Genomic DNA, 22,814 nt, shown 5'->3' with positions numbered 1-22,814 from the left:
ATGGCATAAAAAAAGACCGGCTGATCCGGTCTCGCGTTTACCTTTAATTCATTTTGTCCTTCATAAGTTTATAGCGCTCATATTCCTTGATCGCTTCTTCTACATTCCCGGTTTTATTAAACAGCTGCATCTTGTATTGGATGATTTTATGATCGCACGGTTCGATTTTCTCGACCAGCAGACATATATCAAGCCCCCGGCGGTAGTCTTTTTCATGAATAAGAAAATCGACCAGTTCATAAGCTTTTCCAAGCCAGATCCGGGCAAGCCGCGTCTTTTCGGGTTCGGCCCACAAATAACCGTGTTCCATAAAGTAATGGTTTTCGTATGCAAGCAGCAATTCCATGTGCCTGTTGATCGTCGCCATATGGATGGGAGGAGCCTCTTTCAGCGACTTTTCCCATTCGTCAGCATCCACTTTCACACCGGAAATCCGGAGGACATATCCTGTGTCAGTCTTCTCGATGGATTGACCGAAAGGAAGCCTATCGATTAATTTCCTGATTTGATAAATCGCTGAATATAGCTGAGTGCTTGCTTTAGAGACATCATGATCCTGCCAGAACAGGTCGATCAGCACGTCTTTGCTGATCACATGGCCGTGATGATGAAGCAAATACGCGTAAATTTCACGGGCCTTGGATGTTCTCCACTTAACAGGTATATATGTTTTGACTCCCTTCTCTGCTTTGTAAAATTGCAAATTCCCAAAACATTGGATGAAATAGTCCCCTCCGGCATTTACCGCTGAAGCCTTTAGCAAGCTGTTTTCCCTGATCCGTTCAACCGTCTTCACGAGCCGGACGTAATCGACGGGTTTAAGCAAATAATCCACCGCATTTAATTCAAACGCTTTTATGGCAAAATCGTTATAAGCCGTGATAAAAACAACCTGAATGTTTTCATTCATCGATTGAATCGCTTCAGCGAGCTCAATCCCGTTTATCCCCGGCATTTCAATGTCAAGAAACACCGTGTCTATATCCCGAATATCCGGATATTCCAGAACATCAGCCGGATCTTGAAACATTTCAATGAATCGAAAGCAATTTGTTCGTTCAAGCATATTTTTAAAATGAAGCAATGCCAGTTCCTCGTCATCCACAATTAACGCTTTCACGACACACCCACCCCATTTTTCATCGAATCATCTGGAAATTATGATAATGATTATATCATGTCTACGGACCTATTTAGTTGGATTCATTTTCTTAATCTTGTCGTTTATTAACATTTAAGAGTACAATATTCATAAGATTCGACAAGACTGCAGCAGGTGGAATGAGGAGTGCTCATGTTGAAAAAGCTATTTGTTTTCATTTCGATTATTCTCGGCTATGCCGGCTTCTTTTTTATTTTCTTATTCATTAACAACCAATTGTCCGAGCAAAACTACCCTGAAGCGAAGCAAGGAATCATCAATCTGGAAACATGGGATTTTCAGAAAGACGGGAACATCGCGCTCACCGGAGAATGGGCACTATACCGAAACCAGCTTCTCTCCCCAAAGGACATTCATGCAGGCAAAGGAAAAGCCCCCATTTATTCCGATGTGCCTAACAATGTCAAACTTACCGATTCAGGAAAAAACGTGGATTACGGTACATACAGACTGATGATCCGGTCAAAGCAAGACAATGAGATGTTCGGAATCAGCACCTCTTTTATAAACAGCGCAAACCGAGTTTATTTCAACGGCAAATTGATCGGGCAGAGCGGAACCCCTTCAAACAAAGCGAATTTCACGGCGCAAAACAGGCCTTATACGAGTTTTTTCGAGGTTCGCCGCGGAGACAACGAGTTGATTGTACAATTTTCGAACTTCAAAAAAACACCTTCATGGGGGATAGAAAAACCGATTGCCTTTGGGATGCAGCAGCACATTTTACACCAAAGCAAAATCTCTTTTTTAAATGAAACCAGCATGATCACAGCATTCTTTATTACCGGTTTATACTTTCTCGGCTTTTTTCTGCATCGAAGAAAGGATAAGCACTTATTCTTTTTTTCCACGATGTGTCTTCTTTTTTCGGTCATAGTGCTTTTAATCGGAAGAGAACGAATGATCTTTCTTCTCTTTCCGTCTATCTCATTCTCAGCTTTAAGCGTCGTGAGGGCGACCACAATGGTGCTTGTCAGTATGGCGGTTTTTCTCTATCTATATTTCGCTTACAAAGAAATCGTTTCGAAAAAATGGATAATCGCCGCGACTGCATTTTCTGTACTGGTTTTGATGATTGATTTTATTACCTGGGGTTACACAGACCGTCTCGCATATATATTGCACTCTGTTCTTGCAGTCACGACTTTGATTTATATTACGTATGTGTTTGCGATTTCTGCTGTTCGGAAAATGAAAGGCAGCCTTTATCTTACGATTGCAGCGATCTCGATGAGCGCATTCGTCATTTTAACGACAGTTTCTGCTTACAGCGGCAAAAGAGGCTTTTCATTCAATTCGCTCTATGCCGTGCCGTCGATCATCGCTTTGCTGGCGGCTGTACTGATGATGGCGCAGCAATTCGCAGGCGCATTCCGCGAGAACGAAATCCTGTCCTTGAAATTGCTCAGAATGAATCGATTAAAAGACGAGTTTATCGCCAAAACATCACATGAATTTAAAACGCCGCTGAACAGCATGATTAATATATGCCAGACCCTTTTGGCAAGGAAGAGAAAAAGGACGTTAGAGGAAGAAAAAGAAAATCTGCAGCTGGTCATCCGCATGGGATACAGACTCTCCAGTCTGGTGAACGACATTCTCGATTTGGAAAAAATGAAGCAGGGCATGCTGCAGATTCAGGCCGTTCCTGTCGATGCCCATTCGGCGATCAGCACGGAAATGGACTTCTATCGGCTGTTGTCAAAAAATAAAAATGTCCGGATTGTAAACCGTGTTCCATCCGGACTGCCGCTCGTCTTGGCCGACGAAAACCGCTTCCGGCAAATCATGACCAACCTGGTTGATAACGCGATCAAGTATACGCCGGAGGGGCAGATTACGCTCTCCGCCGAAAGGCTCGACCAAGAGAAGGTCAAAATTACAGTAGCAGATACAGGAGTCGGCATACCAAAAGCCGTGCGTCAATTGATATTCGAAGCTTTTCAACAAGCAAAAAACCATAAAGACGACGGAGCCGGGCTTGGTTTAAGCATCGTCAGACAGCTCGTTCAGCTTCAAAATGGAGAGATCTGGGTAGAATCGGAAGAAGGGAAAGGATCGGCATTTCATTTCACACTGCCTGTTGCAAAAAATGACCCTCTTCCTGACGCGAAGAAGGAGAACATGCCTCAACAGCAAGCCGTCAGAGATCTGCCCGATGTTTCTATCAGCACGCCGTACTACTCAAAGAAAATGGATGCTTCAACTGTTTTGATCGTCGATGATAACATCGAAAGCTTAAAAATTTTGGCCGATATGCTTGAAGGCGTTCCTTATCAAGTCATCGCAGCAAAAAGCGGCCATGAGGCTCTCGAAGTCGTCTCCCGTTCAAAGCTTGACTTGGTGATTTTGGACCTGATGATGCCGGATATGACAGGGTTTGAAGTCTGCATGAAAATCCGCGAAAGGTTCACAATGGTGGAACTTCCGGTTCTGATCATTACGGCAGCCATCATCGACCATGATAAATACAAGGCTTTTCACGCTGGGGCAAATGACATTTTGCAGAAACCGTACAACTACACTGAATTTGCAGCCCGCGTTAAAAACCTGATCATGATGAAAGATACGGCAGCCCAAGCGACAAATATGGAGATGGCATTCCTCCAATCGCAGATCAAGCCGCACTTTCTTTTCAATGTATTAAATACCATTATCGCGCTCAGTCATTTGGATATTGAAAAGGCGCGCGAAGTGACGGCTGATTTTACAAACTACTTGAGAATGAGTTTTGACTTTCAAAATACATCAGGGATGAGTTCTTTCAAGCATGAACTGTCGATTGTGAATTCGTATCTTTCCATTGAAAAAACGCGCTTCGGCGATCGGCTGGACGTCATTTACGATATTGAGGAAGACATCGACTTTACCCTTCCGCCTTTAATGATTCAGCCTCTTGTCGAGAATGCCGTCCACCATGGCATCAGCAAGAAAAGAGGCGGAGGCTGGATCAAGCTGACGGCAAAAAAAGAAAGCGAAAACCGCTATTATATCAAGATAGAGGACAACGGAATCGGCATGCCGCCGGAGAAACAACAAGATATCTTTTCTTCTCATTTCACTCATAGTGTCGGTATGAAAAATATCAACCGCAGGCTGAAACACTTCTGCGGAAGTGAACTGAATATCGAAAGTACGCCTGATAGCGGGACCGCTGTCTCAATGGTCATTTCTATCAATGAATCCGCGGACGTCTCAGACTCCGCCATCCAGCGGGCGCCTCTATAACAACAAAAGGACGGAATCAAGTGATTCCGTCCTTTACCTTTACCGCTCCCCCTGGTTTTCCCGCGTTAAAGCAAAAAAAGCGAAAGAGCCGATCACAGCAGTGATGAACATGATCGCACCCATTGGAACGGCCGTTGTTTCATTCATTCCAACGAGAGGCGAAACGATCGAACCGAGCAGCAGCGGAAGCATGCCCAGCATTGCGCTTGCACTGCCCGCACGGTGCCCCTGGTTTTCCATCGCCAGCGTAAATGTGCTTGTCAACGTCATTCCGATGGTTATCATGTAGATAAAGATTGAAATGACAATCGCTGCAAGCGGTCCTTTCAAAATCGTCATCGTCAGGAGAACGGATGTCGCGATGACAGCGGTAATGACCGCGATCCGCAAGAGCTTCCTCTCATGAATGATTCCCCCGAATCGCCCGATAATAAAGCTTCCCGAAATAATGGCGAGGCCGTTAATGCCGAACAGCACGCTGAACACCTGAGGAGAAACCCCATAGATATCCTGATATACAAAAGGCGTTCCGGATACGTAGGCAAAGCTGCCTCCGTGAATGAAACCGACAGTCAGCGCATAGCCGATAAAAGACCGATCCTTCAACAAGCTCCCCATCGTTTTGAGAGACGAACCGATTGAGCTTGGAATCCGTTTTTCGGGCGGCAATGTTTCAGTCAATTTCATCGAGATAACGAGTACTAGTAACAATCCGATCAATGCCAGCGTATAAAAAATCGTATGCCAAGTAGCGAACGGCAAAAGCAGGATGGCTCCCCCCGTCATCGGCGCGACCATCGGCGCAACCGCGGTGATAACCATTAGAAGCGAGAAAAATTTAGAAAGCTCTCTCCCTGTAAACACGTCCCGTACAATGGCGCGCGACAGCACAATTCCAGCCGAAGCGGTAAATCCCTGTAAAAAACGGGCAAGCACTAATGTCGCGATATTAGGCGACAGCGCGCAAAACAGTGAAGACAGCGCAAACAGCGAAATCGAAATTAATAAAGGTTTTCGCCTTCCCTTCGCATCGCTCACAGGCCCAATCACGAGCTGGCCGATGGTAAGGCCGATCAAGCAAGCCGTTAAGCTGAGTTGCACAAGCGACGCACCGGCTCCCAGGTCATCCGCTATTTCAGGGAAGCTCGGCAAATACATATCGATATTAAGAGGTCCAAGTATGGCAAGCATTCCGAGCAGAAAAGCCAATGCCAACCTCTCTTTTCCAACTGGATTATGAAGCATAAAAACATCAAAACCTTTCTATCAACCTAGTTAACATCTCTGTTTCTATTGTTACAGGCTGCAAAACATTTGTATATTGTACCATATTTTTTGAACAGTGAAAGGCGGTTGCATGAAAAATAAATGCACCCAATTGACTTTATTGCCATAAAAAAAGGCCTCCTTAAAGGAGAGCCTCTTTTTATAGATTATTTCATCGCTTTGACGATAAGCGATGCCAAGGCTTCAGCACCTTTCGGCATCAGGTGGACGCCGTCGGCGGTGAAATATTCGGGATGTTGCAGTGCTTCAGCGTGCCAATCGACCAATGTCACATTTTGACGGCTGTCCGCATGCTTCCGAAGCGATTCATTCACCTTGCTCTCCCATTGTCGGGGGACGCGCGTATTCACGAGATAGACATCCGCTTTTGAGAAAGCATCAAGCAAAGCGTCCAATTGGCCGTCCGTAAAATAGCCGTTTGTTCCCAATTCAATGACGACGGCTTTGTCCGGATGATTAAAGGAGGCGTAGGTTGATGTCAATTGAAGCGCTTCCCTCACTTGCCTTCCAACCTGTCCGTCGATTGTGATTCCCGGAATCTTCCGGCGCAGGCTTGAAGCGATGTCCAGCATGACCGAATCCCCGACAGCCAATACTTCTTTTTCGATGCGATCCGGCTCTTTTTCCGCAGACTGCTCATCTTTCGTATCTGACGATTCCTCCCCGTTTCCGGTTTTACTCTCATTTCCGCTCTCAGTTTGTGCTTTCTTATCGTCCTGCCGTTCTTCACTTTTGTCAGCCGGCTGATCCGCTGAGGCGCTTGTTTCCTCATAAGATTTTGAATAGGCCTGCTGCGGCTGTTTCTTTTCGTCGGCCAATCCCGACAGACCCCCTGCAAAAACGAGGAGCGCGGCAAACATCAGGCCGATTGATATTTTGCTTGGAACGGAAGCCGTTTTCCATTCCGTGATCTTATCCAGAAAAACCCGGCTGACAAACGGTTTAAAACCGTCTTTTCGGATCGGCTTCTCAATAAAGCGATACGAAAGTTCCGCCAGAATAAATGTAACGGCGACCTTCATCGCAACATGCCAGTACACCGGATTTCCAATCTCCTGAACAGGCGTGCTCAGCACGATAACGGGATAGTGCCAAAGATAAATGCCGTACGACCTTTTCCCGATCCAGCGCAGCGGCTTCACGGAAAGGGCAAAGCCCAGGAAGCTGCTCGGATGACTGACGCATGCAATCAAAATAGCTGCGATTATGCTGATTATAAGCATTCCGCCGTGATAGAGAAACGGGCTGAATTCATCGACAAAATAAATGCACATCATAAGCAGCGCGAAAGCGGCAAGCTCAGTTCCGTGCAATGCATGCTTGAGGCTGTTGGGGAGCCTGTTCCCAGACAGCCTTTTCATCGGCCACACAAGGGCTAATGCGCATCCGATCAACAGCTCGAAAGCGCGTGTATCCGTCCCGTAATATACACGGCTCGGATCGCCGCCCGGGACGTACAGGATGCTCATCCATATGGCTGAACAAAGCGCACACAGCACAACCGCCGCTGCAAACCTCTCCCGCTTTTTAAATATGTAGATGCCCAACAGCAAAATGATCGGCCAGATAAAATAAAACTGTTCTTCAATCGCCAGTGACCACAAGTTTTTTAAAGGAGACGGCGATCCGAAACTATCAAAATATGACAGGTCGTGAAAGATAAACCACCAATTGCTGACATACAAAAGAGAGGAGATCGCATCTCCCCGTACGGTATGCATCAGCTCTCTGTTAAACAAAGCGACCCATATGACGGTTGCGAAAATCATGAGCGTCGCCGCTGGAAGCAGCCGCCGTATCCGGCGCACCCAAAAATCGCGGAATGTGAGGGAAATGTCATTTCCATACGCCGGCAGGATAATCGATGTAATCAAATATCCTGATAAAACAAAAAAGATATCAACCCCAATGAAGCCTCCGTCGGCCCAGCTCATGTTGAGGTGGTAAGCGATAACCGCCAAAACGGCAAAAGCCCGAAGGCCGTCTAACCCCGGTATGTAACGGTGTTGTTGTGTCTGATCTCGCATGGTATTCCTCCAATGATATGTACGTACGATTCTTCTGTATGTTTCGTGCCTTTTACGGCTCCGATATTATAGACGAAGTCAGGACGGTTTTTTGTTTCAAAAAATCGTCATTTTTATCTTCCCTGAGTAATGCCGTCTCTCTAGTATAAGAGTTTCCTGCAGAATATGTTGTTACAAAGTTGTAAAAAAATAAGAAATCCATGATTTCAGCGAATCATGGATTTCTTTCACTAGCGGATATAGCGGTCGCCGATCAGCAGGTTCGAAATCGCCTTAGTCGGAATTTCAAACTCCACCGCGCCCATATAGCCGGGAGCGACTTCATAATCATCAAACGAAATCACCAGTTTATGATTCTCTGTAATGTAAAAATTTTGGTCGGCCTTGATTCGTTTGAATGGCTCGACTTCTTCGTCACCGATCCAATATATTTTATCAGGATCATCTTTCATTTGCTGTTTCATTTGCTCTTTAATGTTTTCGCTGATGGCGGTGATATACCGGTCGTCTTTAAACAAGCTTTTCAAGGTGAGCAGGACTTCATTCTTTTTGTCAATGGTGATATAGCGCCGTTCGGTATAGCTGGACGCTTCCGTTCTTTCGACGCTTCGCCGAATCGAAATCAAATCTTTCGTATCCGTGACTGTCTCATAATCGCTGTAGATGCTGAGATGCCCTTTTTTATTCCGGGACGTCTCCTTCATGAATTCCCGGTAAAGCTGATGGCTTTCCTTTACATATTTCTCGTTGATGCCATTTTCGAGCTCCCGGTTATTCAAGCCGGAAAGAGCCGGTGTTTTCACGTCAATGCTCGATTCTCCATCTTTCTGTTTGATCTCGGTGAATGTGATGGCTTTAACGACCTTGCCGATGACAGGTATCTGCGACATGGCCTGCGCTGCTCCGGGATTGATATTCACGACGGCAGCCAATAGTACAGCCGCCGCGACCAGCGTTGATGCGGGCCATACCACTATCCTTCTCTTCTTCTTCGGTTTATGCTGAAGCGCAGTCTCGACAACCTGATCCAGCTCCTTCGGAATGGGGACGTTTTGATATGCTTTTCTCAGCTGTTCCAATTTCTTATCCATTAAGAAAGATCCTCCTTCGTCAATTGGATGCGCATAAGCTTCAATCCTCTGTAAAGGCGCGTTTTGATCGTATTCAAGTTTTCGCCTGTGATTTCCGCTATCTCTTCCAGTTTGAGATCCTCGAAAAACCGCAGAACAATAATGGTATGGTAGGGTTGCGGCAACTCATCAAGCGCCTCATGGAGATCTGTATCCCGGTAGGTATCTTCCTTGCCCTGGCTTAAAAACTCGATCGTTTGATCATCCATAACCTTTAGTTTTTTCTGTTTGCGCAAAAAATCGATTGCCGTCCGCACCAAAATTTTATAAAACCAGCTTTTGATCGTATCCGGATTGCGAACGGAATCGACGGAATCGAGCGCTTTTTTGATTGATTCCTGGACAATATCTAAGGCGTCTTCTTGATTTTTCACATAGCTGTATGCCAGCCGGTAAAAGTCTTCTTTCCGGTCTGTTATGCAAGCGACAAGAGACGCTCTGGCTGCTTGTTTCTTCATTGCAATAAAGAACTCCTTTTTCGAATATACGTATATACGGCTGTTACATTAGGATAGACGCGGGAGTGCGAAAAATAGTTTGCGGAAAGACGTGTTTTTTTTAAAGAAAACATCACTTCATTTATTCTACCCTGAAAAATACCGGAAAGGGAGGCGAAGGAAATTGAGTCGCCAGAATGCCGGTTTGCGCAAATCAATGATGAGAAACAAAAAAAGAGCAAACCATATATAAAGGTTTGCTCCGTAGCCCTTGCTCCCTTTTAGCGGATAGAGAAAAAAAACACCGATATAAACCTCGCGAGAAACTGATTTTGTATATTGAAATAATCCGAATCGAAATTCTAAAAAATATCCTCAAACAATGCGGCAAACAAACCAAAAAAACAAGCGAACAAAAACTTGAGAATAAATAAAACTGCAACGGCGATCCATGAAGCCCGTTTCGAAGCTCCACCCGCTTTCTGAAGACCTTCAGCCGCTAACACAAGCGCCCAAACCATAAAGATATCAAACACGCCCAATATGCTTTTATAAGGCTCGACGGCCGAAAAAACATCGTGCAAAGATGTAAACGAAGTCCCTTCCGGCACATTCGCAAAACGATAAACTGTATTGTTTATCACGTCGCCAATGATTTTGGCAAAGCCTACAAAAGACGCCAACGAAAACATCGTCACAAAGTTTGTTTTTCCGCCCCCTATTGTCGCGATCAGCCATAATATTAAAGCTGATACAAACAAATAGATCCCCGTCTTTAAAAACTCCCATAAAAATATGATCATTCCAAAGTAGGTATACGTATCGGGAAAATCTTTTGAAATATAAAGATAAGCAGATAAAACCGATAAAACGAATACAATAAACATCGGCAGAGCAACCGCCGGCCGCCTTTTCATTCTTTCAAACTGCAATGCCGGGTTCGTGATCAAGCCGATTAATGAAGGCATCGGCTCTTTTGTTTCAATTCTGTCATCCATGCTTCTATTCCTCCATATACGGTATCCTTCAAAGTTTACATGACTGACCTTAAACCCAGCTTAAACTTACATAAAAATAAGAGATCAAGAGAAAAATGGTTCCTGCCGCAACAGTTATAGCCCTGTACTTGTTTGTAAGAGCTAAAAAAACAGAATGCCAAGGGCTCAAATACCCTTGGCACAGCGAATTATCTATACCTTATCGAATCCAGCTGTATGCAAAATGTCCACCGCTTTTCTGCGTGTAAAATGAATGACGAACTCAGCTGCCGCCACGTTCAGTGCAATCGCCCCGTAAACGCCTATCGTGTAGCTGATATCGTATGGCAAACCGAATCCGCTTCGGCACACAAACGTGATGAAATGAATAAACAGATTGGTAAAACAGAATAGATAGCTGCGAATCATCCAATTCCGATGCTTTGTAAACTGATTTCGCCGTGCTTTGATGACGGAAATAACAGTGGCCGCCGGCCAATACATGTTCACCATGTTAAAGGCTATGCTGACGGCTCTACCTCCCGTAGAATGGGGTGCCATATAGCCTGATGATAGCGTAACTACCATCACCGAGACGACGTAAATAAAGCCGTTAAGCCGGTGGATTTTGCGGCTTTTGGCCAACAAGCCGCTGGAGAAGTTGACAGCTCCCGAAACCATCGCCAAACAAGCGGCAATGACATGAACATACATCACCTTTAGCCAGATCGGGAGGTGAAAGGAGTCTCGCAGGTGAGATTTATGGCTCAGAAAGGACGTTGATTGCGGATCAAGAATTAAATTTTCAAACAATGTATACAGAACATACACCGCGATTAGGATCAGCATTGCCGAAAAAACCGATTGACTGCGTTTAAATTTATTTTTGTTCAGCTTTTGTCCCTCCTAAAACATCATGCTCTCTCAGGTGCTTATATTGTATCACGAAAGCGGACGAGCGCAGCAGCTTGGCGTTTTAGGACCTCTCAATAACAAAACCATTAAAAACAAGCCGTGTACTGTTTCTTCCCTTTGTTCGGATCTGAGTTTTCCTGGGAAACCGGTATAACTCTGTCATCTTTTGCGGCATACTTTTGAATGATGTCTCTGCTTGAAGTGTTATCGACGATAACAGATGAATTCTATCCCACAAGCCGATATGATCAATTACTTCAAATTTTAATGTTATAATAGACTTTAAAACATGCGGGAGATCAGGCTTAAAAACAAAAAATGGAGGCATACATAAAGTGACAGAAGATGTAACTGACAACGATATACACGAACAAAAATTATCGAGAGGCCTGAAAAACAGGCATATTCAGCTCATCGCCATCGGCGGGGCGATCGGAACGGGGCTGTTTCTTGGTTCGGGGAAATCAATCCATTTTGCAGGACCGTCGATTTTATTTGCTTATCTGATTACGGGAATCATTTGTTTTTTCATTATGCGTTCTCTTGGAGAACTGCTCTTATCCAATTTGGAATACCATTCGTTTGTCGACTTTGTAAGAGACTACTTAGGCGACATGGCGGCATTTATAACGGGGTGGACATACTGGTTTTGCTGGATTTCGCTCGCAATGGCCGATTTAACCGCGGTCGGGCTTTATACCCAATACTGGCTGCCTGATGTACCGCAATGGCTGCCCGGATTGATCGCCCTGATCATTTTGCTGATCATGAACCTGGCCACCGTCAAGCTTTTTGGAGAATTGGAGTTCTGGTTCGCGTTAATCAAAGTCATTGCGATATTGGCGCTGACCGCGATCGGACTTTTCATGATCTTCAAAGGATTTTCCACCCATTCGGGCACTGCCGCCTTTCACAACCTTTGGAGCCACGGCGGCATGTTTCCTAATGGACTGCACGGATTTCTCCTTTCATTCCAGATGGTTGTCTTTGCGTTTGTAGGCATCGAACTTGTGGGGCTGACAGCGGGGGAAACGAAAGATCCCGAAAAGGTCATTCCTAAAGCGATCAACAATATCCCCGTTCGGGTTTTGCTTTTTTATATCGGTGCGCTCCTTGTAATCATGAGCATCTATCCGTGGAATGTCATCAATCCTAATGAGAGTCCGTTCGTCCAAGTCTTCGCAGCGGTCGGCATCATTGCGGCTGCAAGCATCATCAACTTTGTGGTGCTGACATCGGCGGCTTCGGCAAGCAACAGCGCAGTCTTCAGCACAAGCCGGATGATATACTCGCTCGCGAAAGAACATAATGCGCCCGGCGCTATGACCAAACTGACCTCCCGCAAAGTGCCGGGCAATGCATTGTTTTTCTCAGCGGTCGTTATTCTGATTGGCATCATGCTGAACTATATCATGCCTGAGCAAGTGTTTACGCTCATTACAAGCATCTCGACGATATGCTTCATCTTTATTTGGGGAATAACCGTCATCTGCCATTTGAAATACCGCAGAACTAGACCGGATTTAGCGAAAAGAAACAAATTCAAGATGCCGCTTTACCCGTTTTCAAATTATGTGGTTCTCGGTTTTCTTGCGTTTATCCTCATTGTGCTCGCACTGGCGCAGGACACCCGTGTTTCCTTATTTGTCACGCCGGTTTGGTTTATCATGCTGATCGCGATTTACAAGCTGAGAAAACCTAAGTCACGGCAAGTGTAGAAAAAATGCGAATCGCCTGCAGAAAGTTCTGCGGGCTTTTTGTATGGCTCTTGCTGTAAAATTAAAAAGACAACAGCCGCACATCAATTCAATGGTCAGCCGCTTAGGCAGAAAGGGGAAAACAGATGAAAATCAATCAAATTGTAGATTTGTCGGTATCGCTAAGAGGCGATATTCCGTCTGACCCGCCGGGGTTTATCCCTGAAATCGAATATGCGGATCATAAGCAAGGAGCCAAACAGATGGTCCAGAGCTTTCCCGGCCTCTCTTCGCAAGATCTTCCCGGGGGAGAAGGCTGGTCGCTGGAAAAAGTGAAAATGTCAACGCATGCCGGAACGCATATAGACGCTCCATACCATTACCGTTCTGTTACTGATGACGGCAAGCGGATGATGACGATTGACGAAGTTCCGCTTGACTGGTTTCATGGCCCCGGTGTTAAGCTGGATTTCAGACATCTGAAAGACGGGCATATCGTAACCCCTGAAGAAATCGAACAAGAACTTCACCGCATCAATCATAAACTCGCGCCCGGGGATATTGTTCTTGTGAATACGTCGGCCGGTGCCAAATACGGGCAAAGCGATTACCTGGACAGCGGCTGCGGGATGGGGCGCGAAGCAACGCTTTTTTTAACGGAACGGGGCGTGCGCCTTGTCGGAACTGACGCTTGGAGCTGGGACGCTCCATTCAGCATGACCGTCAAGCGCTTTGAACAGGAAAAAGACCCGTCGATTATTTGGGAAGGTCATTATTCAGGAAGCACCATTCCTTACTGCCAAATTGAAAAGCTCGCCAACCTGGATCAATTGCCTTCCACCGGATTTTATGTCATGGCTTTTCCCGTAAAAGTTGAAAAAGCGTCGGCCGGCTGGGCGCGTCCGGTTGCAATTCTTAGCGGTGAATGAAGCCTAGGGATCATCGCGGGGGCTCCCTTGGCATAAAAAAGTATCGTATTTAAACAGCAATGCTTTTTTATGCCTCCTCTACGGGGGAAGCTACTCTATAAAGATACCCGCTTTTCTTTATCTTTGTTATAAGTTCTGTTAAATAAATAAGTTGTTGTTAAAAGAGCAGCAATTACAATGATGAATAAAACGAAGTATCCGTAAACAGTTTGACCCGCCGGCACTACTGTAATCGTCAAGATGCCTATTAAAGCAACTTGTCCCAACAGCTTTACCGCATTAAACAACGAATTGACACGTCCCATATATGCATTATCGACATGATGGAACATATAGCTTTTTCTAAATACTCTGATCGCAGCATTTGAATGCCCCCAAAAGAGGCTTGCCACTATAAATGTCACGGCATTCGGAACGAGGAAGATCGCAATTGTTGCTAGAGCAAATACTGCCATAAACAATATAACACCTTGCATATCAGACCATTTCTTTGATATTTGATATGCGACAAAGCCCGCACCCATAGCTCCAATGGCGTAAACAATATTGGCAATGCCGATAACTGACGGACCTTCGTTTAAATAGTCGTAAATGAAAACCGGATCCAAGTAGTTTGCGACAATAATCACGATGCTTGGTATAAAAGAAGTCAATAAAAGAACAAACAAAACTTTTCGATAACATAAATATTGGAGTGAGGATCTGAAGTTTTTCCAGTAAGATTCATTTTTCATTGTATTGGAATGCTCTTCCGCTTCAGCATTTCTTTGATAAGGAAGTTGGTAGATGAGGATGGAAGCTGCTATAAATGTAGAGATGTTCATAACCAAAATAACTGCCGCATCCATCTTGCCGATCATCATGGCAGCCAGCCCCGAACTAATCATCAGCGCCGCCTGCCCCTGAACTTCAAGACTGCTGTTCACTTTACTATAGTCCTCTTTTTTGAACATTTCCTGTGTTAAAGCGGCTAAAGCAGGATACTTTATCGAATCGTAAGCTGTATGATAAAAAATCAGCATCACAACAAGGGTGATGTCCAACACGGCGGAAACATTGCATAGAACAGAAAAAACGCCCAAGACCACTATTCCTGTAATTTCCATATAGAGGAATATCGCTTTTCGAGAATATCGATCCACCAAACTCCCTAAATAGGGTGAGGCAAAAAACACTAAAATCATCGTTGCCATCGTCAATAACCCATATAAAACGGATTGTTTCAATTGATCAATCAGCAGCCAGACAATCAAATAGGAAGTGATGCCGGTACCTACGGTGGAAATCAAATTAGCGGCAAGCAACAGTTTCAACTTTCGCAATTACAAATCACCCATTTTGGTTTCCAAATGCACACGATGGAATTAGATAAAAGACAAATAGATTTTGGGGTACAGAATGGAAAAGGCTGTTTTCTTTCATTTCATCACGCTCCGTATTTAAAACTCATGATTATAAATGTGACATCCACCTGCTTTTTATTTTTTTCTTTATAATATCAATCACAACACTTGCGTAAACAAACAATAGAATGAATACAATAAACACGCAATCCCAGCCATCATGTTGAAGGTTCCCGATTTTTCATTGTTTGATTTCAACATCATGAAGAACAAACCGGAAAAGAAAAATCCGATAAACCAGCCGATTGGAATTTGGACAAAAGCTAAAATAAAACCAATAATCCCTGTCGTTTGAAAAACTTTAGGTGCAAATTCGCGCAAAAGTATTCCCGCCCTTTTTTTGTATCATAGCACATCTAATCTGCAAAATAAGGAATTCAAGTGAATCTTTCACTATTCATTTTATCCTATTAATCGAGGTTCACGAAACGAATGCAATACCAGATCCGCAAAAGCATCCACAGCAGGCAGCTGCCACTTTTTCTTTTTGATAAGCATCTGGGAATAAAGCGGGTCGAGGTATTGAGAATGAGGAAGGATTTTCAGTTTACCGCTTTCCACTTCGTCTTTCACCGTAATGTAAGGCAAAACAGAAAATCCGAGTCCGCTCATGACCGTTTGTTTTATTGCTTCGATGCTCCACAACTCCATCGTTGGAAAGTAATGAATATCGTTTTTCAAGAGATATTTTTCAAACATGGTTCGATAGCTGCAGTCTTCTTCATTCGTTATAAAAAAATGTTTTTGATATTCTTCTAAATCCTCAGGCCCTTCACTGCTGCCGACAAGGACGATCTTCTCCTCAGCCAACGTGTAGCGAATGCATTTGTCCAGCTCGATTTCGGGATAAACCATTAAAGCGACATCCACATTCCCGCTTAATAAGTCGACTTGGTTTTGTCCGCATGTACCGTTGCTCAGTTTCAATTTGACATGAGGATATTTCAACGAATACTCCCTTATTATTGGCCCCAGCCTATAAATGGTTAAAGACTCGGGCGCAGCCACTTTCAATACCCCCTTCACTTCGTGAGCGCTCTGCAAATTCTTGATCTGATTATGGGTTGACAGCAATTCTTCGGCTAAAGGCATTAACTCCCTTCCTAACTGAGTCAGTTTTAAATTCCTTTTTTCATACGTAAATAAAGCCCCGCCGATCTCATGCTCAAGAGCCTGGATATGAGTGGTGATCGTGGATTGAGTATAGCCTAATTTCGAAGCCGCCCCTGTATAACTTCCCATTTCAACGATGGTCTGAAACGTGATTAAATGTCTGATTTCCATTCGATGTCTCCTTAACACTTGATCTATCGAAAAAATCAATAATGCATTTTGATATTTCAATTTTATTTATAGTTATCATTATCATACAATAAAAACTGCCCACTATGACATTAGCAAATGAAGGTGATTAAATGAGTATTATAGCTTTTCTTTCGTATGTAATTATGACATCCATTACGCCCGGCCCGAGCAATATTTTAATGATGAATGAAGCGCAAAGGTTCGGCTTTACAGGTTCAATGGCGTTTTAGCAGCGGCATCTTGGCGGGGTTTGCAGTACTTGGGATTCTCAGCGATGCCTTTACAATCAGCCTGTACAATTGGATTCCCGTTGTAGAGCCTTATTTTAAACTTGCCGGCGCGTGTTATTTGATTTATTTGGCTTTGCAAGTCGGCTTTATCAAAAATAAAAAACAGGATTCCACAGAAGCCCGCTCCTCTTTTATATCCGGCTTTATATTTCAGCTGATCAATATTAAAAGCATTTTGTTCTTCTTAACCGTAATGAGCGCGTTCGTTTTGCCGTTCAACCATTCCTTGAAATCGACAATCTATTATTTGGCATTAGCCATTGTTCTCGGGTGGCTGGCGCTGCTATTATGGTCGGGATTCGGCTCCGTTTTTAAAAGGGTATTTGCAAAGCACGACCGGGTATTTCGAGTCCTTATGTGCCTGCTGCTCATGTATTCTGCGGTGTCTATTTTCCGATGACTGATCATCAATTTATTGGAAATCGCTTCGAAGGACAAAAAAAACATACCAACAAGACGTGGTATGTTTTTTCTTAGGAAGGCCCTCAAAAATTTTTGCTAATGAATATTAGGTTTTCTAAAATTACTGCCCTTAACTTCAGCTACGTCATATACAGTAACAAAAGCATTTTTATCAACTTCATTAATGATTTCTTTTAATTTGGTGTCTTCTAAGCGGTTGATGACACAGGTGATTTCTTTAAATTTCTCGTGGGAAAAACCCCCGTAAGCTTCTTTATATGTAGCACTTCGGCCCAATTGATCACGAATTGTCTCAACCATTAATTCAGGTTCGCTTGTAATGATTTGAAAAGTTTTAGATCCGCTTAACCCTTCCTCGACAACATGAATGACTTTGGACGCGATGTAGTAGGCAATGACTGACAGCAATGCCCCCTGCAAGCCAAATACAGCGGAAACAAAAATAAACACAAAAAGGTTAAAGAATAGAATAAGATCGCTCGTTCCAAATGGCAATTTTCGCGATAACAAAACAGCAAGCATATCAATTCCGTCCAATGCTCCGCCATTGCGGAGCGCCAGCCCCATTCCAAATCCAAGGATGATCCCCCCGACAACAGTGACTAGCAAGGTATCCCCTTCGATTATAGCTGGAGTGTGGTGCATAAAACCTGTCCCTGCTGCAAGTGATGCGATTCCGATAATGGACAATAGCGCAAAGCTTTTCCCGATTTGCTTATATCCCAGCCAGACAAACGGTATGTTTAAAACCGCGATAAGAATCCCAAGCGGCAAATCAAACAGTTGTGAACCAACAATGCTAAGTCCTGTCACTCCGCCATCAGATACACTGTTTGGAATCAGCACTGTTTCCAATCCATATGCCGCTATGATTCCTCCGATCATGACCATTATGACTTTGAAAATCATCTTCGCTCTAAATTTCCTATGTTTTTCGATTTTATTCATGCCATTCCTCATTTCAATTTTTACGTTATATTTAAATATACCATAATAAATTTATTCTGTTAAAAAGTTCAATCACGTATCATGGTAAGCAGGCTGCCGCGAATACCGCTCTTTACTTGAATTAAGGTACCCCTTTTAGACTTGGAACATTCATGTGCCGACAAAGCTATATTGCAAGCACCCAGTTTTAGCAACACTAAAGGCCCTCTCTTAAGAAGCAACCGACACATCGTTCTGCAGTTAATGTATATTGACATTTCCAGACAAACAAAAGGATTGTTGGCAATAGAACGAAGCTTTTTGATTCTTCCCTCTCCAGTAAGAATGAAACCTTAACTTTATTGGTTTTTTAAACCCCATTCACATAACCCTTCTAAAACCGGCAATAGGGATTCCGCTTTATCCGTGAGACTGTACTCGACCTTAGGGGGAACTTGAGGGTACTCTTTCCGTTTCACCAGTCCATCCGCTTCCAATTCTTTAAGTTGTGAACTCAATGTTTTATAAGTAATAGCCCCTATTTGTCTTTTCAACTCATTGAAGCGAATTGGTTGATTTTCTGCCAGGAGGTAAATAATAACCATTTTCCATTTACCGCCGATAACAGACAATGTGTATCCAAAAGGTGTATCTTGAATATTTTTCACTTTACCTTTATATTCTGCCATACTCATTTTTACACTCTCCTTTTGGATAGTACCTGTCATTAAAGTGCGTACTATTTTTTTATTTGCGTTCATTTTATACTAACCTTACTTTGAAGTAAAGGAGACTAAAACATGGCTAAAAAAACAATTCGTCTGTTAATGCCGCAATGGCAAGGGGGAAACAATCCCAACTACTCTTTTGGAGCAGAACTGCTTGCTTGGCTGGCTCCTGAAAATGATCAGCCCCTTATTCATGTTCCGGTTCAACCTTATGATGGAACTCCGCTTGAAAACGAAAACGGGATAAACGGGAGAAAACAACTGCTGGAACAATTGGAGGCTGCTCAGCATATCATTCATGCTCATAAGCCGGATCGCATTGTCATGTTTGGCGGTGACTGCTTAGTCGAACAAGCACCATTTGCTTATTTAAACGAACGATACGGCGGGGACTTAGGTTTAATTTGGATTGACGCTCATAGCGATTTAGTTAGATATGCCGGTTATGACAACGGTCATACATTACCGCTCGGGAATCTTTTGGGAGAAGGAGATGAAGAGTTCGCAAAACATGTGAAAATTCCCCTGAAACCTGAAAATGTCTTTATTGCGGGATTAGCAGCTCCTACAGAAGAAGAAACAAAAGTGATATCAAATGAACTTCAAAGACAAGGTATAGCTCCCACAGAACCAGACACTGAGGTGATTCAAAGACTTGGGATTAGAACTGCCGGAACTAAAAAGTTAATGACCAGTACCGAACCTATAAAAGAATGGATAAAAGAAAGCAACATCAAGTATCTGGCAATACACCTTGATTTAGACGTGCTTGATCCGAAGGCGTTTCGTTCTTTATTATTCGCCAATCCTGAAGCACCTGTAAATTTTTCTCCTGAGGGAACAATGCAAATGCCGTACCTGCTTCATCTTCTGAAAGAACTCTCTTCCGAAACGGATGTGGTTGGATTAGGTATAACCGAGCATTTGCCGTGGGATTCTATTCATTTGAAGAAATTGCTTAGTGAAATCCCTATTTTAACCCAATAATTTTTTAAACGGGATGACAACAAAATAATAGAGTCGAAACTCTCCATAATAATAGAGATAGCTTTCCATCGCCTTGTCATGTTACATGATTTTTGCCCTTCACATGTTGCTCACTAGAATCAAGTGGAAGAAAGAAATACCAAGGGCTTATCAACCCTTGGTATTCCTATGATGCGGTCGAGACAACTTGAACTTCCGCGGGGTTGTCCCCCTCCCCATTAGGTCCTCGACAAAGTTTATCGCCCTTTTCACAATAAACAACTCTACACGACATAAAAAAAGCAAATCATTCGGCCTGCCTTTTCATTTCTCGCTCTTTATGATGCTGCAAATATGACTGCTCTGATTCCGACCTTTAATTCCTATACGAAAGGGTTGAAGGTAGATTTATATCTAATTTTCCAGCCTCTTTTTCATCGCTGCTGCCAATTGCTCCGAATCTGGATCTCCTTCATTTTGCAATTGATCAATGATGTTCATGTAGTCTGTATCATTTCGGTTCTGACTTAATTTATATGCAGCCTGAATGTCTTCCACCTTAATCTTAAACCCGACAATCGCTTTCAGTTGTCTCTCCAAAAGTTGAGGAGAAAGGTTATCCCATAAAATTGGATTTTCCCGATGCTTCTCGTATTTTTCCATCATGATTGTTAATTCTTCTATTAATTCATCTCTCTCTAGAATGCTTGCTTTACCGTATATATGGACGGCTTGATAATTCCATGTTGGAACATCCTCATGCCCATACCAGGAAGAAGAAATATATGCGTGCGGCCCCTGAAACATGACAAGCACATCTTTACAGGTTTCCAAAGTTCCCACCTGCGGGTTTCCATAAGCGATATGGCCAGTGATATAGTAATCATCGCCTTTTTTATTGAGCCCTAAAGGCAAATGAGTCGCGATTGGCTTCCCTTGTTCTGTCGTAACAATCGTGCCAAAAGAGTTTTTTTGGACAAAATCCAAAATTTCATCAGCATTTTCGACTTTAAAATATTTTGGAATATACATCGTCATCCTCCTTTTAAAAAGTTATAGGATTGTTTTGGCCATGATAAAGTCCGTTTGCTCTTCATCTCCCATATAAAAAGAGTGGGCGCCGGTTTGTACAAACCCCATTTTCTTATAAAAAGCAATCGCATTTTCGTTTTTTTCCCATACGCCCAGCCAGATTTTCTTTTTATTCAGTTCCTTTGCAATTTCCACAGCTTTATTGAACAGATATTTGCCCAGGCCGTGTTTTTGAAAGTTGTTCTTGATATAAATTCTCTCGATTTCAAGTGATTCATCACCCATTTTTTCAGACTGGGCCTCATCGGTGTTGACCTTTAAATATCCAGCGATTTCGTTGTTAAAATAAACAAAAAAGAATTGCGAAGAGCTATTGGATAATTCTTTTTCTAATTGTTTTAAGTTAAATGCCTTGTCCAAGTAGGCTTTCATATTTTCTGGCGAATTCTGATGCTTAAATGTCTCATTAAATGTTTCATAACCAATTTCCTGAAGCTTGTGTAAGTCTTCAAGGGTACACCTTTTTATATTTACTGTCATTTCAATCTGCCGCTCCTTTACGTGTCAATAATTTCTCTTGTTCCCCTTTTTCACGAATTCCCAGTCCTTTTCTACATTTTTTCTTACTCTTTGAAGAAGATTGAAGATGATCTCCGCTTCCCCCTCGGAAAATCCCTCTAATGCCACACGATTCGAATGGTCATTTTCTCTTTTTATAAAAGGAAATACCTCATTTCCCTTTTCCGTCGGAAAAAGTTTTTTTATTTTTTTGTTATGTTCATCATCTCTCCGTTCAATAAAGCCCTTCATTTCAAGTTTTTTTATTGCACGGGCTGCGGTGGTCCTGTCTACTTTAATCATCTCAGCCAGCTTCTCCTGAATGATTCCCGGGTTTTCGCATATTCGGACAAGGTACAAATATTGCCCTTTTGTCAGGTCATGTTCTTTAAATTCGATATTGCTTATAGAATCCAATGCTCGGGCAATCATTCCAATTTCACGCAGAATATCCTTCATCATAAACCCCTTTCGAGCTTTTTGTTGCAAATGCAATATAATTAGCGTACATTAAATATACCGGAATATTGTTGCATTTGCAATAAAAAAACAAAAAGAGGTCGAGTCAAAGTGAAATATCTTTTTTATGTAATAGGAATTTTAATCTTAACCCTTGGTATTGCTTTCACGATTCAATCAGATCTCGGCGCTTCGCCTTTTGACGCACTTTTGGTGGGACTGGCCGTACATGCGGGGCTTACTGTGGGAAGTTGGGAAGTCATCATTGCTCTGCTATTAATAGGCTGCAATTCGTTTTTAAAAAGACAAAGACCGGAAGTTTCGGGGCTGCTAACGGCGTTTATAACCGGTATCGGCATTGACATGTGGCTTTTTTTGCTGCATTTTTTTGTGACACCAGAACAATGGTACAGCAAAGCGGTTTGTTTTGGGATCGGCTTGGTTGTTACAGGATTAGGAACCGCGACATACTTATACACAAATTTTGCTTCGATGCCAATTGACCGTCTAACATTCATCATAAAAGAATTAACAGGAACCAATATATTTTTTTCGAGAACCATCATTTACCTTGTCTTCTTGACAGCGGCCGTCATGTTAAAAGGACCGATTGGCATCGGAACTTTATTAACCGTTTGTTTAGGAGGGCTGGCCCTTCATTTGTTTATGCCGTTTGCTGGAAAAGTGTTGGGTCGCTTTACAGACGCTCGTACATGACGATAAGGAATGTTTTTAATGCCGCTCCCTACTTTTTCACAGAACCTTTATTGAAAATCATCAATATGATTCCGGATGCTATTAAGCTTATAACTAATGTAGAGGTATCTAACCTAAATATATTTTTTATCCCATTAAAGAAAAATGACCATAAAATATATATCGTGATAGCACTTAGCGTAAACATTCTGAACCATCTGGGGATTGCGAGCCAAGC

At 43.1% G+C, this 22,814-nt stretch carries 21 protein-coding genes and 2 pseudogenes; 8 read left to right on the top strand and 15 right to left on the bottom strand.

The genetic code is table 11. From position 1 onward, the window contains the following. Positions 1-43 precede the first annotated feature (43 nt). A complete protein-coding gene (locus MKY62_RS03030; protein WP_003179215.1) occupies positions 44-1,120 on the bottom strand; it encodes a response regulator in 1,077 nt (358 codons plus the stop codon). A gap of 174 nt (positions 1,121-1,294) precedes the next feature. Here MKY62_RS03030 and MKY62_RS03025 point away from each other — a divergent pair. Beyond that, positions 1,295-3,238: pseudogene (locus tag MKY62_RS03025) on the top strand (sensor histidine kinase); the annotation flags it as partial. Positions 3,239-3,286: 48 nt separating this feature from the next. Then, a complete protein-coding gene (locus tag MKY62_RS03020; RefSeq protein ID WP_305954424.1) occupies positions 3,287-4,390 on the top strand; it encodes a response regulator in 1,104 nt (367 codons plus the stop codon). A gap of 39 nt (positions 4,391-4,429) precedes the next feature. Here the strand turns inward: MKY62_RS03020 and MKY62_RS03015 are convergent, their stop codons facing one another. From MKY62_RS03015 to MKY62_RS02990, 6 genes are all read right to left on the bottom strand, one after another. After that, positions 4,430-5,635, bottom strand: coding sequence for a Bcr/CflA family efflux MFS transporter (locus MKY62_RS03015; RefSeq protein ID WP_003179212.1), 1,206 nt, complete (start codon positions 5,633-5,635; stop codon positions 4,430-4,432). Between the two features lie 188 nt (positions 5,636-5,823). Beyond that, on the bottom strand, positions 5,824-7,704 hold the full coding sequence (locus tag MKY62_RS03010) for an acyltransferase family protein (RefSeq protein WP_003179210.1): 1,881 nt from the start codon (positions 7,702-7,704) through the stop codon (positions 5,824-5,826). Between the two features lie 230 nt (positions 7,705-7,934). Beyond that, positions 7,935-8,795: a DUF3298 and DUF4163 domain-containing protein gene (locus tag MKY62_RS03005; RefSeq protein WP_009330109.1), complete on the bottom strand. Its 861-nt coding sequence runs from the start codon at positions 8,793-8,795 to the stop codon at positions 7,935-7,937. Further along, positions 8,795-9,292, bottom strand: coding sequence for an RNA polymerase sigma factor (locus MKY62_RS03000; protein WP_003179206.1), 498 nt, complete (start codon positions 9,290-9,292; stop codon positions 8,795-8,797). The genes MKY62_RS03005 and MKY62_RS03000 overlap by 1 nt, the downstream gene beginning before the upstream one ends. 341 nt (positions 9,293-9,633) lie before the next feature. Next, the gene (locus MKY62_RS02995) at positions 9,634-10,269 is read right to left on the bottom strand and encodes a Yip1 family protein (protein WP_003179204.1); all 636 of its coding nucleotides are present in this window, start codon (positions 10,267-10,269) and stop codon (positions 9,634-9,636) included. Between the two features lie 192 nt (positions 10,270-10,461). Further along, on the bottom strand, positions 10,462-11,097 hold the full coding sequence (locus MKY62_RS02990) for a DUF2306 domain-containing protein (protein WP_003179202.1): 636 nt from the start codon (positions 11,095-11,097) through the stop codon (positions 10,462-10,464). 401 nt (positions 11,098-11,498) lie between these two features. On the opposite strand from MKY62_RS02990, the gene MKY62_RS02985 reads away from it, so the two are divergent. Together MKY62_RS02985 and MKY62_RS02980 are read left to right on the top strand one after the other, a co-directional pair. Then, positions 11,499-12,881, top strand: coding sequence for an amino acid permease (locus tag MKY62_RS02985; RefSeq protein ID WP_003179200.1), 1,383 nt, complete (start codon positions 11,499-11,501; stop codon positions 12,879-12,881). 125 nt (positions 12,882-13,006) lie between these two features. Next, positions 13,007-13,789, top strand: coding sequence for a cyclase family protein (locus MKY62_RS02980; protein WP_003179198.1), 783 nt, complete (start codon positions 13,007-13,009; stop codon positions 13,787-13,789). Positions 13,790-13,884: 95 nt separating this feature from the next. Here MKY62_RS02980 and MKY62_RS02975 read toward each other — a convergent pair whose 3' ends face one another. Beyond that, on the bottom strand, positions 13,885-15,078 hold the full coding sequence (locus MKY62_RS02975) for an MFS transporter (protein WP_231105880.1): 1,194 nt from the start codon (positions 15,076-15,078) through the stop codon (positions 13,885-13,887). Here MKY62_RS02975 and MKY62_RS02970 point away from each other — a divergent pair. After that, on the top strand, positions 15,016-15,285 hold the full coding sequence (locus tag MKY62_RS02970) for a hypothetical protein (protein ID WP_162013498.1): 270 nt from the start codon (positions 15,016-15,018) through the stop codon (positions 15,283-15,285). The two genes, MKY62_RS02975 and MKY62_RS02970, sit on opposite strands and share 63 nt — an antisense overlap. Positions 15,286-15,291: 6 nt before the next feature. Here MKY62_RS02970 and MKY62_RS02965 read toward each other — a convergent pair whose 3' ends face one another. Both MKY62_RS02965 and MKY62_RS02960 read right to left on the bottom strand, forming a co-directional pair. Beyond that, positions 15,292-15,513: a hypothetical protein gene (locus MKY62_RS02965; RefSeq protein ID WP_003179194.1), complete on the bottom strand. Its 222-nt coding sequence runs from the start codon at positions 15,511-15,513 to the stop codon at positions 15,292-15,294. A gap of 81 nt (positions 15,514-15,594) precedes the next feature. Continuing rightward, the gene (locus MKY62_RS02960) at positions 15,595-16,476 is read right to left on the bottom strand and encodes a LysR family transcriptional regulator (protein ID WP_003179192.1); all 882 of its coding nucleotides are present in this window, start codon (positions 16,474-16,476) and stop codon (positions 15,595-15,597) included. Between the two features lie 131 nt (positions 16,477-16,607). Here MKY62_RS02960 and MKY62_RS02955 point away from each other — a divergent pair. After that, positions 16,608-17,187, top strand: a pseudogene (locus tag MKY62_RS02955) (LysE family transporter). Between the two features lie 98 nt (positions 17,188-17,285). Here the strand turns inward: MKY62_RS02955 and MKY62_RS02950 are convergent. Next, entirely contained in the window at positions 17,286-18,158 is an 873-nt protein-coding gene (locus MKY62_RS02950) for a YitT family protein (protein ID WP_003179184.1), read from the bottom strand. Between the two features lie 338 nt (positions 18,159-18,496). Further along, entirely contained in the window at positions 18,497-18,832 is a 336-nt protein-coding gene (locus MKY62_RS02945; RefSeq protein WP_003179182.1) for a helix-turn-helix domain-containing protein, read from the bottom strand. A 105-nt stretch (positions 18,833-18,937) separates the two neighbouring features. Between MKY62_RS02945 and MKY62_RS02940 the strand changes: the two genes are divergently transcribed. After that, positions 18,938-19,852: an arginase family protein gene (locus MKY62_RS02940; RefSeq protein ID WP_009330115.1), complete on the top strand. Its 915-nt coding sequence runs from the start codon at positions 18,938-18,940 to the stop codon at positions 19,850-19,852. 393 nt (positions 19,853-20,245) lie between these two features. Here the strand turns inward: MKY62_RS02940 and MKY62_RS02935 are convergent, their stop codons facing one another. Genes MKY62_RS02935 through MKY62_RS02925 form a run of 3 tightly spaced genes read right to left on the bottom strand, consistent with a single transcriptional unit; the run spans position 20,246 to position 21,880 of the window. Then, the gene (locus MKY62_RS02935; protein WP_003179177.1) at positions 20,246-20,863 is read right to left on the bottom strand and encodes an FMN-binding negative transcriptional regulator; all 618 of its coding nucleotides are present in this window, start codon (positions 20,861-20,863) and stop codon (positions 20,246-20,248) included. 21 nt (positions 20,864-20,884) lie between these two features. Beyond that, positions 20,885-21,403, bottom strand: a complete 519-nt coding sequence (locus MKY62_RS02930; protein ID WP_003179175.1) for a GNAT family N-acetyltransferase — start codon at positions 21,401-21,403, stop codon at positions 20,885-20,887. Between the two features lie 24 nt (positions 21,404-21,427). After that, positions 21,428-21,880 (bottom strand): MarR family transcriptional regulator, encoded by a 453-nt coding sequence (locus tag MKY62_RS02925; protein ID WP_003179173.1) that lies wholly within the window; start codon positions 21,878-21,880, stop codon positions 21,428-21,430. 111 nt (positions 21,881-21,991) lie between these two features. Between MKY62_RS02925 and MKY62_RS02920 the strand changes: the two genes are divergently transcribed. Next, positions 21,992-22,597, top strand: coding sequence for a YitT family protein (locus MKY62_RS02920; protein ID WP_003179170.1), 606 nt, complete (start codon positions 21,992-21,994; stop codon positions 22,595-22,597). The last annotated feature ends 217 nt before the right edge of the window (positions 22,598-22,814 follow it).

It is taken from the genome of Bacillus sp. FSL R7-0646, from assembly GCF_037969865.1.
GTDB classification, from domain to species: Bacteria; Bacillota; Bacilli; order Bacillales; family Bacillaceae; genus Bacillus; species Bacillus licheniformis.
Note: the sequence above shows the minus strand (reverse complement) of the source record. Positions and strands in the feature narration are given on the sequence as shown.

Excerpts from the sequence above, each read along its gene's own strand:
- MKY62_RS02930 (WP_003179175.1), bottom strand. The coding sequence starts at position 21,403 with ATGACAGTAAATATAAAAAGGTGTACCCTTGAAGACTTACACAAGCTT.
- MKY62_RS02935 (WP_003179177.1), bottom strand. The coding sequence starts at position 20,863 with ATGTATATTCCAAAATATTTTAAAGTCGAAAATGCTGATGAAATTTTG.
- MKY62_RS02945 (WP_003179182.1), bottom strand. The coding sequence starts at position 18,832 with ATGAGTATGGCAGAATATAAAGGTAAAGTGAAAAATATTCAAGATACA.
- MKY62_RS03010 (WP_003179210.1), bottom strand. The coding sequence starts at position 7,704 with ATGCGAGATCAGACACAACAACACCGTTACATACCGGGGTTAGACGGC.
- MKY62_RS02990 (WP_003179202.1), bottom strand. The coding sequence starts at position 11,097 with ATGCTGATCCTAATCGCGGTGTATGTTCTGTATACATTGTTTGAAAAT.
- MKY62_RS03015 (WP_003179212.1), bottom strand. The coding sequence starts at position 5,635 with ATGCTTCATAATCCAGTTGGAAAAGAGAGGTTGGCATTGGCTTTTCTG.
- MKY62_RS02950 (WP_003179184.1), bottom strand. The coding sequence starts at position 18,158 with ATGAATAAAATCGAAAAACATAGGAAATTTAGAGCGAAGATGATTTTC.
- MKY62_RS03000 (WP_003179206.1), bottom strand. The coding sequence starts at position 9,292 with ATGAAGAAACAAGCAGCCAGAGCGTCTCTTGTCGCTTGCATAACAGAC.
- MKY62_RS02980 (WP_003179198.1), top strand. The coding sequence starts at position 13,007 with ATGAAAATCAATCAAATTGTAGATTTGTCGGTATCGCTAAGAGGCGAT.
- MKY62_RS03005 (WP_009330109.1), bottom strand. The coding sequence starts at position 8,795 with ATGGATAAGAAATTGGAACAGCTGAGAAAAGCATATCAAAACGTCCCC.
- MKY62_RS02960 (WP_003179192.1), bottom strand. The coding sequence starts at position 16,476 with ATGGAAATCAGACATTTAATCACGTTTCAGACCATCGTTGAAATGGGA.
- MKY62_RS03020 (WP_305954424.1), top strand. The coding sequence starts at position 3,287 with ATGCCTCAACAGCAAGCCGTCAGAGATCTGCCCGATGTTTCTATCAGC.
- MKY62_RS02925 (WP_003179173.1), bottom strand. The coding sequence starts at position 21,880 with ATGAAGGATATTCTGCGTGAAATTGGAATGATTGCCCGAGCATTGGAT.
- MKY62_RS02940 (WP_009330115.1), top strand. The coding sequence starts at position 18,938 with ATGGCTAAAAAAACAATTCGTCTGTTAATGCCGCAATGGCAAGGGGGA.
- MKY62_RS02995 (WP_003179204.1), bottom strand. The coding sequence starts at position 10,269 with ATGGATGACAGAATTGAAACAAAAGAGCCGATGCCTTCATTAATCGGC.